This is a genomic window from Chitinophaga polysaccharea, assembly GCF_902150045.1.
Lineage (GTDB): Bacteria > Bacteroidota > Bacteroidia > Chitinophagales > Chitinophagaceae > Chitinophaga > Chitinophaga polysaccharea_A.
Genome location: NZ_CABFVU010000004.1, coordinates 831,214 through 845,656, shown reverse-complemented (window position 1 = coordinate 845,656; position 14,443 = coordinate 831,214). Strand labels below are relative to the sequence as shown.

15 protein-coding genes are annotated in these 14,443 nt (G+C 47.5%); 4 read left to right on the top strand and 11 right to left on the bottom strand.

The annotated features are described in order from the left end of the window. Positions 1 to 66 precede the first annotated feature (66 nt). From FN124_RS28050 to FN124_RS31040, 4 genes are all read right to left on the bottom strand, one after another. Positions 67 to 1,188 (bottom strand): FecR domain-containing protein, encoded by a 1,122-nt coding sequence (locus FN124_RS28050; protein WP_142688088.1) that lies wholly within the window; start codon positions 1,186 to 1,188, stop codon positions 67 to 69. A 66-nt stretch (positions 1,189 to 1,254) separates the two neighbouring features. Continuing rightward, on the bottom strand, positions 1,255 to 1,878 hold the full coding sequence (locus FN124_RS28045) for an RNA polymerase sigma factor (RefSeq protein ID WP_142688087.1): 624 nt from the start codon (positions 1,876 to 1,878) through the stop codon (positions 1,255 to 1,257). Between the two features lie 189 nt (positions 1,879 to 2,067). Continuing rightward, positions 2,068 to 2,946 (bottom strand): ROK family protein, encoded by an 879-nt coding sequence (locus FN124_RS28040; protein WP_142688086.1) that lies wholly within the window; start codon positions 2,944 to 2,946, stop codon positions 2,068 to 2,070. A 320-nt stretch (positions 2,947 to 3,266) separates the two neighbouring features. Then, complete coding sequence (locus FN124_RS31040; protein WP_185937419.1) at positions 3,267 to 3,440, bottom strand: hypothetical protein; 174 nt, start codon at positions 3,438 to 3,440, stop codon at positions 3,267 to 3,269. Positions 3,441 to 3,467: 27 nt separating this feature from the next. On the opposite strand from FN124_RS31040, the gene FN124_RS28035 reads away from it, so the two are divergent. Beyond that, positions 3,468 to 5,378: an SPFH domain-containing protein gene (locus FN124_RS28035; RefSeq protein ID WP_142688085.1), complete on the top strand. Its 1,911-nt coding sequence runs from the start codon at positions 3,468 to 3,470 to the stop codon at positions 5,376 to 5,378. A gap of 131 nt (positions 5,379 to 5,509) precedes the next feature. Here the strand turns inward: FN124_RS28035 and FN124_RS28030 are convergent, their stop codons facing one another. After that, positions 5,510 to 5,899, bottom strand: a complete 390-nt coding sequence (locus tag FN124_RS28030; RefSeq protein ID WP_142688084.1) for a DoxX family membrane protein — start codon at positions 5,897 to 5,899, stop codon at positions 5,510 to 5,512. 136 nt (positions 5,900 to 6,035) lie between these two features. On the opposite strand from FN124_RS28030, the gene FN124_RS28025 reads away from it, so the two are divergent. Then, complete coding sequence (locus tag FN124_RS28025) at positions 6,036 to 6,440, top strand: winged helix-turn-helix transcriptional regulator (protein ID WP_142688083.1); 405 nt, start codon at positions 6,036 to 6,038, stop codon at positions 6,438 to 6,440. Here the strand turns inward: FN124_RS28025 and FN124_RS28020 are convergent. Continuing rightward, complete coding sequence (locus FN124_RS28020; protein ID WP_221887933.1) at positions 6,437 to 7,324, bottom strand: NAD(P)-dependent oxidoreductase; 888 nt, start codon at positions 7,322 to 7,324, stop codon at positions 6,437 to 6,439. The genes FN124_RS28025 and FN124_RS28020 overlap by 4 nt on opposite strands. A gap of 198 nt (positions 7,325 to 7,522) precedes the next feature. Here FN124_RS28020 and FN124_RS28015 point away from each other — a divergent pair, with 198 nt between their 5' ends. After that, positions 7,523 to 7,984: an Mpo1 family 2-hydroxy fatty acid dioxygenase gene (locus tag FN124_RS28015; protein ID WP_142688081.1), complete on the top strand. Its 462-nt coding sequence runs from the start codon at positions 7,523 to 7,525 to the stop codon at positions 7,982 to 7,984. A gap of 6 nt (positions 7,985 to 7,990) precedes the next feature. On the opposite strand, the gene FN124_RS28010 is transcribed toward FN124_RS28015, so the two are convergent. The 5 genes from FN124_RS28010 to FN124_RS27990 form a co-directional block, all read right to left on the bottom strand. After that, a complete protein-coding gene (locus FN124_RS28010; RefSeq protein ID WP_142688080.1) occupies positions 7,991 to 8,563 on the bottom strand; it encodes a hypothetical protein in 573 nt (190 codons plus the stop codon). A gap of 136 nt (positions 8,564 to 8,699) precedes the next feature. After that, complete coding sequence (locus FN124_RS28005) at positions 8,700 to 10,277, bottom strand: DHA2 family efflux MFS transporter permease subunit (RefSeq protein ID WP_142688079.1); 1,578 nt, start codon at positions 10,275 to 10,277, stop codon at positions 8,700 to 8,702. 171 nt (positions 10,278 to 10,448) lie between these two features. Then, complete coding sequence (locus tag FN124_RS28000) at positions 10,449 to 11,537, bottom strand: HlyD family secretion protein (RefSeq protein WP_142688078.1); 1,089 nt, start codon at positions 11,535 to 11,537, stop codon at positions 10,449 to 10,451. 69 nt (positions 11,538 to 11,606) lie between these two features. Further along, positions 11,607 to 12,968 (bottom strand): TolC family protein, encoded by a 1,362-nt coding sequence (locus FN124_RS27995; protein ID WP_142688077.1) that lies wholly within the window; start codon positions 12,966 to 12,968, stop codon positions 11,607 to 11,609. Next, positions 12,958 to 13,590 (bottom strand): TetR/AcrR family transcriptional regulator, encoded by a 633-nt coding sequence (locus tag FN124_RS27990; RefSeq protein ID WP_142688076.1) that lies wholly within the window; start codon positions 13,588 to 13,590, stop codon positions 12,958 to 12,960. The genes FN124_RS27995 and FN124_RS27990 overlap by 11 nt, the downstream gene beginning before the upstream one ends. Positions 13,591 to 13,865: 275 nt before the next feature. On the opposite strand from FN124_RS27990, the gene FN124_RS27985 reads away from it, so the two are divergent. Beyond that, positions 13,866 to 14,333 carry a hypothetical protein gene (locus tag FN124_RS27985; protein ID WP_142688075.1) on the top strand — a complete coding sequence of 156 codons (468 nt, stop codon included), beginning with the start codon at positions 13,866 to 13,868 and terminating at the stop codon, positions 14,331 to 14,333. Positions 14,334 to 14,443: the final 110 nt, after the last annotated feature.

Sequence of the window (14,443 nt, the reverse complement as noted above, 5' to 3'; positions counted from 1 at the left end):
GGCGGGGCTGTGCAACCGGAAGATGTCCCACCATCTTCCGGTTTTTTTTGGTGATATGTATGGTATTTAGTTTTTCTCTTTCAGTATGATACGCTGCCCCTGGCGCTCATAGCGCAGCGAGTTGGTAGCACAGATCACATCAAGTACGTTTTCAAGATTTTCTTCCAGGTCAAGGTCACCGGAACAGGTTTCCAATCCGGGTTGTGCTGACGAAAGCTCCAGCTGTATATTATAGTAACGCGTTAATTTTTTCAGGATGTCTTTCAGTGGTACGCTGTAAAACAGGAGCCGCCCGTCTTTCCAGGCGGTATAGGTAGTGATGTTCACGGTGCTTACCTGCAGGTTCTCATTTTCCATGTTAACGGTAGCCATTTCACCCGGTTTCAGCTGCCGGGAATGCTTACCGAATATGCGTTGTGAGGCCAACTGCGTGCGCACGCTTCCTGAGGCCAGTACCAGGCTTTGCTGCTTGTCGTCAGGATAAGCGCTGATATTAAAAGAGGTGCCCAGTACTTCTGTTTCTATACCAGACGCATATACGAAAAAGGGTGATGCTGCATTGGGAGCCACCTCAAAAAAGGCTTCTCCTTCCAGGTACACTTCTCTCCTTTTATCGCGAAAAACAGCGGGGTATACCAGCCGGGATCCTGCATTCAACTGTACAATGGTGCCGTCTTCCAGCTGCAGGCGGGCGCGGCGGCCATAGGGCACCAGCAGGGTATTGTAGGGCGCTGCAGATGCCAGTGTGCTATCGGCATTAATGGTAACACCTTTACCTCCGTAAACGAGCGAGGCATTTTTCCCTTTCAGTGTTACGGCAGATTGCTGCCCCAGGATCAGGCGGGTATCCGTAACGCTGTCTATATGCTGCCCCCGGGCAAACTGTACCAGCGGATGCGCCGGTCTGGGCCAGAAGAGCCATGCCGCCACGGTGAGCAATACCACCGCAGCTGCAGCGATCTTAGGGAACAGGTACCTGTACACGGATGGTTTAGGGACCAACTCTGTGACAATGTTTTCCCAGAGGAGGGCTTTATCGGCCGCGTCCCAGGTTTCCGTGCCGGCGCCGGTGATCATACGTTGTACTGCCGCTGCCATTTCCTGCTGCAGGGGATCGTCGCTCTGTGCAGGCGGTTCATGGTCGTTACCAAGCAGGTCTTCCAGTTTCAGGTGTTTCTTATCAGGCATCTTTCGGCATCTTTGCTATATAGAGCAACAAACAAACAGGATATAGACTCCGGAGTGAAACTTTTTTTAAAATTTGTAGTGTTGCCTGGAAAGCCATGCCGTTAAGAGGAACATTAACGGCAGCAGCGGCGCTTTTTCCATATTGCTGCGCAATTGTCGGAACGCCCTGTAGGCAAGGGTTCGGCAGGTAGGTACGCTGATTTTCATGATACCTGCTACCTCTTCGTACGACAAGCTGCAGTTGAATTTCAGGAAGAGAACTTCTTTTTGTCGGGCAGGCAGTTCATTCAATTCACGGGCCAGCAGCCGCAGCATTTCCTGCTGTTGTTCAGCTGCGATCTGCAGCTGTTCTGCATCCGGTTCATAAACAATGGAAAAATACTCCTCCGGGCTGGCGGTATGGAGTACGGCGGCATTCTTTTTTACTACCTGGTGAATTTTCCTGCGGAATGAGCGAAGCAGGTAAAACCGGATGTTCACGTTCCGGGCCAGGTTATGCCTGTGGTGATAAAGACTGGTAAAGAGATCCTGGATACAGTCTTTTATAGTGCTGGTATCTTTCACATATCTCAGGCCATACCGGAAAAGCATATCCGCATATATATCATACAACTCCCTATAGGCTTGCTGATCCCCCAGGATGACATTGTTCCACAAAATACTATCCTCTGCAGTCAGGCGGTCTTTCAAACAGTAAATATTTAGAAGTGGTTGATGCCCCTAATATAAAGGAAAAAGCAGAAAGGTTAAAGTTAACAAACAAAAAGAAGCTACCGGGCAAATACCCGGGCGGTTATTTTCCGGGAGATAGATAGGTCCCGGTCATTACCCGCCTGGATTATTGCGCCGATAGCTTCCGCTAAATATGTTCCCTTTGTTTTATGCTTCCTGGAAAGCGTGCCACAGGCTGGCCGCGCCGATCAATGCAGCAGCTTCACCCAGGGTAGCCGTTACCACCGGGATGCTGATCTGTTGTTTTTCCAGTTCTTTTTTTAATAACGGGAGAAATAGATCCGCTGCGTTGGCGATATTGCCGCCAATTATTACTATTTCCGGTTGTTCTTCTTTAATAAAGGTAGAAAGGAAAGTGCCGAGGTTAACGGCAAATTCGCTGAACAGTTGAAGTATCCTATCGTCAACGCCTATACGCGTTATGAGCGCTTTTACATCGGCTACTGCTTCACCGCTTATTTCCTGGTAGCGTTTTACAAACCAGCGGGTGGAGAGATAGTCTTCTGCGATTCCGTCTTTAAAAGGAGTACGCCAGCGGTCGCCGTCGCTGGCCGTGCCATCGCGGTAAACAGCAGAGCCCAGGCCGGTGCCCAGTGTAAGCCCTATTACTTGGTGGTAGTTCCTGCCTGCGCCACTGAAAACTTCGCCCTGCAGGAAGCAGCCTGCATCATTGATAAAGCGGATCTGCTGCGGGGAAATGCCCAGGCGCTCTGCCAGCAATTCCTTTACGTTCAGGTTATATAAGGCATCGTATTTATGCTGTCCTTTCATAAGACTGATCCCCTGCTCATAGTCGAACGGCCCCGGCATCCCAATACCAATATGCAGTATATCTGCCGTAGTATGAGAGCACACTTCACTGATAACAGCCGCCCAGCCATTGATAATATCTGCTACTTCGCCCTGCGAGTTAATACGCGTGCGGTTCCATGTGCCATCTATGACAGATCTTGTATTCAGATCTACCAATGCTGCGGTAATGTGAGAGCCGCCGATATCTATTCCTAACGCCGTGGAATTTGTCATAAATTCAAAAAGATAGAATATTTGCTAAATCGTTTAAGCTAAACAAATATAAAATATTATTTGGTTGACTTGCTCAGAAAAATCGTTTTAGCTTCGTAAAAAAATGGTTAAACAGCTCCCAATATAGGGCGTTTTTCTAAAAATCAAAAAAAAGAACGGAATTTTAAATTTTTTGTCAAAAAAAGATACCCGGGATTATCTGAAACGATCTGCAAACATCCTCAGGAGTATTTACCGGTAATTTTCATGTTATCCATAGTTATCATCTCCCGGAAATTATTTTGGCAGATAAAAAATAATGATCAATTTTACATCGTAATTCATTCTTCAATGGAATCCGATAATTGCTCCGGCAACGACATCCTGATATCATATATCACCACGAACTTCAACACTTCGCCCCCACTTTCCTGAAACATACCCGCATGGATCAAACCCTGAACTGATGTGCTTTTCAGCAGTATGGCCATGCCGTTGAATTCATCTTTACACAAACACATACCTTAACAACCACCCAACAAATGGAAAACACATTTATCAGATGGGCTTTGCTCATCGGCCTGCCCCTGCTATGCCTTGTATTGTACAAAGTAATTCTTCGTATATGCTTCGGCGTTGTTATTGTACCGGAAGACCGCATAGGCCTGGTAACAAAAAAATTTGTGCTGCTTGGCAAACAGGAATTACCCGAAGGCCGCATCCTTGCCACCAACGGGGAAGCCGGTTTCCAGGCGCAAACACTGGCACCCGGCGTTTACTTCTGGAAATGGATCTGGCAGTACAGCGTTGCCTTCCAACCGTTTACCATCATCCCCACCGGTAAAATAGGACTGGTATTGGCGAAAGACGGTACCGAACTGGAAACAGGCGCCATCCTGGCACGTAAGGTGCCAAGCGATTCCTTCCAGGATGCAGTGGCATTCCTGCAGAACGGCGGCCGCAAAGGCCGGCAAACCGCTATCATCACACCCGGATCTTACCGTATCAATACCTTCCTGTTTGAAGTGGAAATCACCGACATGCTATCTATCCCGGATAACGCGGTGGGCATTGTTACCACTCTCGAAGGACAAGCCATTGAAACCGGTTCCATTGCAGGTAAAACCATCGAAAACCACAACAACTTCCAGGATGTGGACGCCTTCCTTGAAAAGGGCGGCTACAAAGGTTTACAGGAACAGGTGATCCTGGCTGGCTCCTACTTTATCAATCCCTGGTTTGCCAAACTGGAAATGGTGCGGATGACGGAGATCGCCATAGGTCATGTAGGCGTGGTGATCTCCTTCGTAGGTAATGATGGCGTAGATATCAGCGGGGCCGAATTCAAACATGGCAACATTGTAGCCAAAGGCACCAAAGGCGTTTGGGCCGAACCACTGGGCCCCGGTAAATATCCCATCAACCCCTATATCATGAAAGTGGAACTGGTACCTACCACCAACCTGGTACTGAACTGGGCCTCCGCCAGAAGTGAAGCCCACCAGCTGGATAAAAACCTCTCTACCATTACCGTGAGAAGCCGCGACGGTTTTACTTTCAATCTTGATGTGGCACAGATCATCCATATCCCTACCAATGAAGCGCCTAAAGTAATTGCCCGCTTCGGCAATATGAGCAACCTCGTTACCCAGGTGCTGGAACCTACCATTGGTAACTACTTCCGTAACTCCGCCCAGGGATCAGATGTGATCAGCTTCCTTACCAGCCGTAAAGAACGGCAAACCTCCGCGAAAGAGCATATCGGGCAGGTGCTGGATCAGTATAACGTGTTTGGTGTAGATACGCTTATTGGCGACATTGTACCACCGGAAACATTGATGAAAACACTGACCGACCGTAAAATTGCGGAAGAACAGAAAATCACCTATGATACAGAACGACTGGCCCAGGAAACCCGGCAGACACTGGAAAAAGAAACCGCGATCGCTGAAATGCAGAAGGAAATTGTAAAAGCCGACCAGGGAGTATGGATAGCTGAAAGACATGCAGACGCTTCTGTGAAAAAAGCGACGGGTGATGCCAACAGCGTGCGGTTACAGGCTAATGCAGAAAGCGACCGGGTGAAATTGCTGGCAAGCGGTGAAGCAGAAAAAGTAAGATTGCTGGCCAGGGCAGAAGCCGAGCGCACTGAATGGATCGCAAAAGCAGATGCCGAGAAAATTGCCCTCACCGGTAAAGCAGAAGCAGAAAAGATCCTGGCTATCGGCCAGTCGAGCGCCGAATCCTACAAACTGGCTGTGGAAGCCATGGGTGGCAGCAACTTTACCCAGCTGAAAGTAATGGAAGCCATCGGCGCCCAGCAGATCCGCATCATGCCGGATGTGCTCATCGGTGGCGGAGATGGCGCCAACAGCCCTATCAGCGGGCTGCTCGGGCTTAAGCTCCTGGAAGAGGTAGCAAAGAAAAACGACACAGGCAAACAGTCGGACTAATTTGCCAAAACATAAAAGGGCTGTATCATAACTAACTTAATGGGTGTGAGAATCGCATATACGAAAATTTTCTCCACCCGGTACCCGAGTAAAATCGGGTAAAAGTTATTTATGATACAGCCTCTTTTTCTTTATGCTTTGCGGTTGTCTATACTGTAGGGCCCTGCGCCAAAATAAGCCAGCAACAATGCCCCTCCCAGGATGGCCACATTTTTCATGAACATTGCCATTTGCATCTGTTGCTGCATAGGATCTTTTACCGCCCAGAAATTATGCATTGCAAGGCTTACCGGCACCAGAAAGATGACAATCAGCCATGCACCATACTTAACCTTGTATCCCAGCAGGATGCTCAACGCGCCCAGCAGGGCCAGCAGCCCGGCAAAAGGCACCAGGAAACCGGGCGCAGGCACGCCCGCAGCAGCGGCATAATCCGCTCCCGCGCCTGTAATATGGTTCAAACCGGACATGAGAAAAATGAGGGCAAATAAGATCCGGCCCAGCAGTGGAACAATTTTCATAGTTAACAGATTTTATTAATACAACAAACCTAATGCTAAATATGTTCCGGCAAAACAGGGTTACTCAAAGGATAGTGGTAACCTCCATGATAGCAGTGTAATGCGTATCTTTAGACCGTAAAGAAAAAATGAACGTATGCGAAAAGAAAATTCCTCCAATGCCATCAACGGAAAACAGCTGCGCGGCGACTGCGGCACAGCATATACCCTGTCGTTGATCGGCGGTCGCTGGAAGCCCAGCATACTGTGGCGCTTACTGGATGGCAAACTACGTTATAACGAACTGAAAAAGTCGATCACCGGGATTTCAGAAAGAGTGCTGGTGCTGCAGTTAAGAGAACTGGAAAATGACCACCTTGTTAAACGGATCGTATACCCGGAAGTGCCTCCGCGGGTAGAATATGAGCTTACCCCGCTGGGCTGGAGTATGGAAAGTATGCTGCAGCATATTTCTGACTGGGGCACTATGCACCGGGAAGATGCCATAACGCGCCAAAAGCCCAAAGACAGGACCGTAGCGGCTATGGCCGGTAAAGATTAATAAGAAAGTCCTGCATCCTCCAAAGCACCGGAAGCCAGGGCCGTCCAGTCGGCGTCATGTATGTCCTTTGCCAGGATGGTTGCCAGGCGGTTCTGTACCAGGTTGGCCAGCGGCATCGGCGTATACGACTTCCGCGCTGTTTGCAATACAAGATCCATATCTTTCAAACCCAATGCAGCACTGAAAGAGGGATTACCGGTAAACTTACGGTCCAGGATCATGGCGCCATAATTACGGAAAATGGGCCCTGAAAATAAGGTGGTGGTTAACATCTCGTAAGCCACCCTGGGGTCTACCCCGTTTTTCTCCGCCAATGCAAATGCCTCCGCCATGAGTTCCATTGCCCCCGCGATCATAAAGTTGCCCATGAGCTTCAGCACATTAGCGCTGCCTGCATCTTCTCCAAGATCAAACACATTGCGGGCAAACCCTGCCTGTAATAACGGCCGGATCTTTTCTTTGGCAGCAGCAGGCCCCGAAACCACGGCATTCCCTGCCTTTGCCGCCGCTGCATCCGGGCGCGCAAATACCGGCGCCGCAACAAATGTAACCCCATGCCGGCTATGACTTACCGATAGCTCCCTGGAAATATCCGGCGAAACTGTGCTCATTGATACATGAATACCACCGTTGCCCAGCGCGGCCAATAAGGCATCTGTAGCCACTGCCTCCAGCGCCTTATCATCTGCCACCAGGCTCATTACTATGCCGCCTTTCACCGCCGTTTCTTCCGGGCTGCCTACCAGGATAGCGCCCAGCTGCTCCAATGGTAATGCCTTTTCACGGGTACGGTTATAAATTCTTAAAGTATATCCTGCCTTCAGCAGGTTTTCCGCGATGGGATAGCCCAAATGGCCTGTGCCGATAAATCCGATGGTTTCCATAATATTTCAGTTAATTACTTGTTGATTCAAATCTATTGTTTCGCGAACGATTAATAAAACATTTTTCCGGATTGGTTTGTTGGTGAAGCCTGCTTTGTAGAAATATCCATTTCCCTCAGTAAATAAACCGCCCACCTTTCATCACTTCTGCATTATTTAACGTATTTTAATAGTACCGCTTTTATAAACGCCACCGCTATGAGAACAATCCATCAATGGCTGGACGAGTACGGCAGCAGCCACCGTAACCATACCAATAAACTGATCCACTGGATTTGTGTACCCGCTATTTTCTTCAGTATCGTTGGATTTTTATACGCGATCCCTTTGCCCATCGGCGGTGTGCGCGCTTATATTTCAGTGGCGCATGCAGCATTGCTGCTGCTGATTATTTACTACCTGCGCCTGTCTCCCTCCCTGGCCGGAGGCATGTTGCTGATCGGCGTGATATGCTTATGGCTATGGCGGCTTATAGCGGCCACCCCGCTGGTGATATGGCAGGTGGCGCTGGCTATTTTTGTGCTGGCCTGGATCGGGCAGTTTATCGGTCATAAAATTGAAGGGGCAAAGCCCTCCTTTTTTAAGGACCTGCAGTTCCTGCTCATAGGACCGGCATGGTTACTAAGCTTTATCTATAAAAAAGCGGGCATCCGTTTGTAAAAACGCTCAGGCAGCGGCGGCAAGGTACAGCCGCAATATATAGCTCATTTCGTAGATGATAAATGCTATCACGAGCGCCCCGTGAAAGGTCCTGTTACTGATCCTGATGGCCATCAGGCAGAGGATAATATGTACAACATTGCGGATGGGGTATTCTATCCCGAAATGATGATAGTAATCATGCCCTTTTATCAGTGTATCCACCACATCTGCAATAAATGAAAATGCCAGTACACCAAAGAACCACTTTCGTCTTGAATAAAAATAATCCTGGTATCCTTTATAATCTTTCAGGTCATCCGGGTATAATAAAGCGCAGAGCAGGAAAAAAGTAGTAATAAAGGAGATGATAAAGATGTATTCCGGGAAGGTCCATTTTTTTAACGCGTGCAATGGCATTTCCCACCACCAGAAATGTACCAGTATCACAAAGATATAGACTACCCATGAAAGATGTATCCAATAAGGCTTTTCCCGGTCGGGGTGCTGAATGAATTTGGCAGTGCCTTTGAGCAGATGTGCAATGCTGAGGCTCAGGATAAATCCTATTACCATTCTTACATGGCCGAATGTTTCCATAGCGGGGCGTTTCTATGAATTTAATTCATTACGCCTGAAAAAACAAAAGCCCCGATTAAGATCGGGGCTTATTTACCTAAACCTACAACTGTTACACTGTTATTGCAACAATATTTTATGTTGAAAACTATTTCCGTTAGTGCATAGCAGACGGATCAAGTTTCGCAGCTTTCTTAGCTCTTACCATGAGCACAAACGGCACACAGATCAGGAACAGCATACCCAGGTACAGGAACACATCCATATAGGATAATATGGCCGCCTGTTTGGTAACACTGTAATCCAGTAATTTGTAACCGGTGTTCAGCGCCTGGTGAGGATCCATTCCTTTAGCCCCGAAGGTGTGCTGTAAATTGTTTACGCGGTTGATCACATCCGGGTTATTGGTATCCAGTTTGGCTACCAGGTCGCTGCGGTGCAGCATGTTCTGGCGGGCCATAAACGTAGTGATCAAAGCCACACCAAACGATCCGCCCAGCTGGCGCATCATACCTGTAAAGGCTGCGCCCTGGCCAATCTGTTGTCCTTTCAAACCGGACAGCGACAACGTGGTGATAGGAATAAAGAGTAAACCCATACCAATACCACGAACAATCAGCATCCAGAAGAAAGCCTCCGAACCGGTATCTGCCGGTGTGATGATTTTATATCCCCAGAAACAGAAAACAAAGAACAGGAACATACCACTTGCCACCAGGTATTGCTGCGGGATGCCTTTTTCCAGCATCTTACCTATCAGCGGCATCATCACTGCGGTGGTTAATGCCGCAGGGATCATAAGCATACCAGACTGTGTGGCGGTCCATCCCAGGGAGCCTTGCGTATACAGCGGGATGATGAAGGTGGATCCATATAACCCGAAGCCCATGATAAACGACAGTACTGTACCAACCCGGAGGTTCCCGTTCTTGAGCACCCTCAGTTCCACAATGGGATTCTTATAGGTAAGCTCCCGCCATACAAAGAAGAACAGGGCCAGTACACTTGTTACCGTTAATGCAGTAATAGTGGAGTCGTTAAACCAGTCATCTTCCTGCCCGCGTTCCAGTACAAACTGCAAACAGCCTACCATCACCGCGAGGAGCCCTATACCCAGGAAATCTATCTCCGACATGGATCTTTTCTCCCCATACTTCGGGCTGCGCACAAACTGCAGGGTAAGCAGCGTGGCAATTACGCCGATAGGAATGTTGATGTAAAAGATATAAGGCCAGGAGTAGTTATCGGTGATATAACCACCTAACGGGGGGCCTAAAGTGGGACCGATAATTACACCCAATCCGTAAATGGCCTGGGCAATACCGCGTTTTTCAGGCGGGTAACTTTCGGTGATAATTGTTTGAGAGGTTACCAGCAATGCACCTCCACCCAAACCCTGTATGAAGCGGAATATGATCAGCTCCCACATCACGCTTGCGTTACCGCAAAGGAAGGAGGAAACGGTGAATATAATAATAGACGCCGCGAAATAGTTACGACGACCAAATTGCTGGGATAACCAGCTGGTCATCGGTACTATAATTACGTTACCGATAGCATAAGCGGTAATGACCCATCCGATTTCACTGAGTGTAGCACCCATGTTACCACGCATGTCATTCAACGCCACATTTACGATAGTGGTATCCACTATCTCCAGCAAAGCGCAAAATATAGCGGTGATAGTGATGATCACCCTGCGCGAGCCGTATTCTACCAATGATTCTTGTTGCATGCAGCACTTATATTTTGAATGAAAACAACGGTACCCCGAGTTAATAATTAATGATGAACATGACCTTTCTGTTGATGATCTGTTAAAGCTAATCGATTACGCCTGTCTGTTAATTATTGCATGGTTCCCACTAATTATTAACTCCGGGTACGTTGCTGTTCATTGATATGATTAGTTGAGATGCACGTCTACCAGCACGTTCATACCCGGGCGCAACTGTTTTACCAGTTCATCGTTAGGGTTATCGAACTCAATTTTTACCGGTAAGCGTTGCACCACTTTTACGAAGTTACCGGAAGCATTATCCGCAGGCAGCAGGGCAAATTTAGAACCTGTGGCCGGGGAGAAGGAAGTTACTTTCGCCTCCAGTCCTTTTTCAGGATAAGCATCAATATGTACGGTTACTTTCTGACCCAGTTTCATTTTATCCAGCTGTGTTTCCTTGAAGTTGGCCACTACCCATGGAGTAGTGCTCAGCACTACGCTGAACAGCGATTGTCCTGCTGTAACAAACTGGCCTGGTTGCACATAGATCTTTGACAGCACACCGTCTTCCGGAGCAACGATCACTGCGTAAGACAGGTTCAGTTTTGCATCTGCCACATCGGTTTCACGTTGTTTGATACCTGCGTTGGCAATGTTGATCTGCTTGGAGGTAGCCCCGCTCTGGGAGGCAACTACATGCGTCTGACGGCCGGCGGCAGCTTTTTGCTGGGCCAATACATCGAGCTGACGTTCAGCAGTTTGTTTGGCAGCTGATGCCTGTTCAAATTCCTGCTGGGTGATAGAGTGATCTTTGATCAGGTTGGCATAGCGCTCATAATCCTGGCTGGCTCTCCAGAGGTTTACCTTTGCGGCTTCGATCTGCGCATCAATAGTGCTGATCTGTGCCTGTGCGGTGCTGATACCTGCTTCTGCAGCTACAGTGGAAGCCTCGGCTGCGCCCAGGTTCGCCTGTGCAGCATAAAGGGCGTTTTCTGCGGCCTGCACTTTAAGGGCCAGGTCGCGATCGTCCAGGATTACCAATGTGTCGCCTTTCTTCACAAACTGGTTATCTTTCACTCTCACTTCTTTCACATAACCGGATACACGGGGTATAACAGGGCTTACATTGGCATCTATCTGCGCGTTATCAGTTTCTTCATGGTGTTGGGCATGAACGTATTTAGTGATACCAAATGCGCCGCCACCAAGTACCAGCACTGCCAGCACTATGACGAACCCTTTACTTTTCTTTTTAGGCGCGGTTGTTTCCTGCATGTTTATATTGTTAGTAGGTTTTGTTTGAGTTTGCGTTTCCACGGCTTTGATATTTATTGGTTTGTGGTATTATTTATTGTTGGATTCCAGTAAACCGGCTGACTGTAACAGTTTGTTATAAGCTACCAGTGCATCCGCTTTTGCATACGCGTAGTTGAGATGCGCCTGCAAATTCGCCACGTCGGCATCCAGCAGATCTGTGGTAGTAGCCAGGTTGTTATCGTGCTTATTCTTCGTGATACGGTAATTTTCCTCTGCCTGTTCTATCGCCTTGATATAAGTATCCATTTTCTTATGGCTCAGGATGTAGTTTTCGTAAGATTGATAAACATCGAGATGAATACCATCTACGAGCTTGGCCTCATTGGCCTGTACTTCCGCCAGTTGCGCCTTTGCGTAGTTTACTTTTGTACCTGTTTTCCAGAGGGAAGAAAGATTATACTTTAATCCTATACCGGCATTCACCGCATTGGTGATGGTTACCACGTTAGGAATATAAGCCGCCACATATCCGCCGGTTACGGCGAGTGACGGGAAATAATCTGCCTTTGCACCCTTTATACCGGCATTGGCTGCTTTCTCACGGGCGCCCAGTGAAGCCGCATCTTTACGGTTCTGGTAAGCCAGTTGCTCAAACTCTGCTACACCTCGACTGTCCACTTTATCTTCTACCTTAAAAGCGGTGCTGTCTACCTGGATCACTGTATTATCGGGCAGGCCCAGCATGATATCCATATTGAGATTGGCAATTTTAAGGTTATTTTCAGCGTCCATCAATGCCACCTGGTAATTGGATTGCTGCAGTTCGGCTTTTAAAAGATCATTACGCGCAAGGAGACCATTCTTTTCCTTATTCGAAAACTCCCTCACTCTCTCATCCGACTGCCGGATGTTTTCCTGCACCAGCGCTACTGCAGCTTTTGCTTTATAAAGATTGCTGTAGGCAGCGATGGTATTCTGGATCACATCTTCACGGTCTTTATCTACATCCAGGCGGGCGGCTTCTGCCAGGTAACGGGCAGATTCCTTACCACTCTGAAGCTTTCCACCGGCAAAGATCGGCAGTGATACACTGGCTATACCGTAAGCAGCCTGGTTCACTTTAGGGCTTTCGGATTTGGTTCCTCCATTGTTATCATCTCCCATTTTCAGTTTCAGGTCAATATTCGGTTGTGTAAGCCTGAGATAAGAACCTGAAACGCTTACGTCCGGCAATTGGCCCTCATTGGCTTCTTTCAGTGAGGCGGTGGCCTGTTCTACTTTTGCATGGCTCACCTTCAGTTGTTTGCTGTTTTGTATACTCAACGATATGGCTTCATTTAACGAAAGCGGTTTTACGCCCTGTTGTGCGGATGCTGTCTGAAAGAAAAAAGCCAGCAGGATTCCCGACGCAAGCACATATAATCGTGGGTATATGCTTTTAGAATTCATGTTTTAGGATTGCTTTAAACAATTTTTTTAAATGTGTACTTACTCTGTTTTTCACAAACTCCCTGTATTCATCCTCGCTCAGATCTTCCACACCGGAGCTGCTTCTTAATATATGCTGGGCAGGTATTACCTGGTGAATAGTCCCGAATAATGTGGTCATCAGCATTTCCACGTCCACATCTTTATAAAAGATGCCCGCTTCCTGGGCGCGTGTAACGATGGGGCGCATCAAACCGAGCATTTCTCCCTTTAGTTGCCAGATGAGATCCCTGATAGGGCTTTGCTGACTGTTCAGCTGTTCGCGGCTCATAATGCACTGGAAATACTGCTCTCCAAGCATTTTATTGACGAACCGGTCGATCAGGCTGTTTATTTTCTCCAGTGGCTCCATCGTATCGTTCTCCAATAATTCATTGATGAACTTCCTGGAAGCCTCCAGTCTGTATTTGAAAATAGTTTCCAGCAATTTGTCTTTCGAACCAAAATAATAGGAGATCATGGCGATGTTCACATCTGCTTCCTGTGCTATATCTCTCACCGACGTGCCATGAAAGCCCTGATCGGCAAATAGCCGCTCTGCAACCTTTAAAATCGAGAGCTGTTTTTCACTATATTCTTCCATGTTCCTTTTTATGAATTTGACAAGGCAAAATTAAACAAACGTTTAATTTAAACAAGCGTTTATTTAATCGTTTGTTTAAATTTAAATTTATAAATATTGTAGTTAATTGATTTTGAATAAATTTCTTTAAAATTTTAAGCTGTTTTTAATATTTCTTAATAATAGATTAAGCTAAGAGGTGAAAATCTTACCAGGTACGAGGTTTTTATAGCGGAATTTTTTAATTTAAGGAGATGTATAACGCTTCTTCTATCTCTCATATAAAAACAAATTTCATGCGTGCCGTTTCTTCTTTTCCAGGTGCTGTTTTACTGGCTGGCCTTGTTACCGGCACCCTGGATATCCTATCTGCATTTGTACACTTTTCAATTGCCAGTCATGGACAGCCGGTGGGCAGGATACTGGTGTACATCAGCAGCGGCGTGTTTGGCAAGGCGGCATTTAACGCAGGGCCGGCTATGATGTGGTGGGGGTTGTTGTTTCATTACCTGATCGCACTGGTATGGTCGTTCGTTTTCTTCCTTATTTACCCGAAGCTGCCGGGCCTCCGCCAGCATCCTGTGGCTACAGGAGTGGTTTACGGGCTGCTGGTATGGTGTGTTATGAACCTGGTGGTGCTGCCGTTAAGCCAGGTACCGCACGGACCGCTGCGCCTGGCGAATTCCATTATTAATATAGCTATCCTTATGGTAATGATCGGGATACCGCTTTCGCTGATGGCCCGTAAATTTTATACGAGGTAAAGGCAGGGATCATGAACAGCACAGTTATCGGCCAATAAAGCATCTTACAAAATAAAGAGGCTGTATCATAAATAACTTTTACCCGATTTTACTCGGGTACCGGGTGGAAA

Coding starts and splice junctions, on each gene's coding strand:
- FN124_RS28050 (WP_142688088.1), bottom strand. CDS start 1,188: ATGCCTGATAAGAAACACCTGAAACTGGAAGACCTGCTTGGTAACGAC.
- FN124_RS28040 (WP_142688086.1), bottom strand. CDS start 2,946: ATGACAAATTCCACGGCGTTAGGAATAGATATCGGCGGCTCTCACATT.
- FN124_RS28035 (WP_142688085.1), top strand. CDS start 3,468: ATGGAAAACACATTTATCAGATGGGCTTTGCTCATCGGCCTGCCCCTG.
- FN124_RS28030 (WP_142688084.1), bottom strand. CDS start 5,899: ATGAAAATTGTTCCACTGCTGGGCCGGATCTTATTTGCCCTCATTTTT.
- FN124_RS28025 (WP_142688083.1), top strand. CDS start 6,036: ATGCGAAAAGAAAATTCCTCCAATGCCATCAACGGAAAACAGCTGCGC.
- FN124_RS28020 (WP_221887933.1), bottom strand. CDS start 7,324: ATGGAAACCATCGGATTTATCGGCACAGGCCATTTGGGCTATCCCATC.
- FN124_RS28015 (WP_142688081.1), top strand. CDS start 7,523: ATGAGAACAATCCATCAATGGCTGGACGAGTACGGCAGCAGCCACCGT.
- FN124_RS28010 (WP_142688080.1), bottom strand. CDS start 8,563: ATGGAAACATTCGGCCATGTAAGAATGGTAATAGGATTTATCCTGAGC.
- FN124_RS28005 (WP_142688079.1), bottom strand. CDS start 10,277: ATGCAACAAGAATCATTGGTAGAATACGGCTCGCGCAGGGTGATCATC.
- FN124_RS28000 (WP_142688078.1), bottom strand. CDS start 11,537: ATGCAGGAAACAACCGCGCCTAAAAAGAAAAGTAAAGGGTTCGTCATA.
- FN124_RS27995 (WP_142688077.1), bottom strand. CDS start 12,968: ATGAATTCTAAAAGCATATACCCACGATTATATGTGCTTGCGTCGGGA.
- FN124_RS27990 (WP_142688076.1), bottom strand. CDS start 13,590: ATGGAAGAATATAGTGAAAAACAGCTCTCGATTTTAAAGGTTGCAGAG.
- FN124_RS27985 (WP_142688075.1), top strand. CDS start 13,866: ATGCGTGCCGTTTCTTCTTTTCCAGGTGCTGTTTTACTGGCTGGCCTT.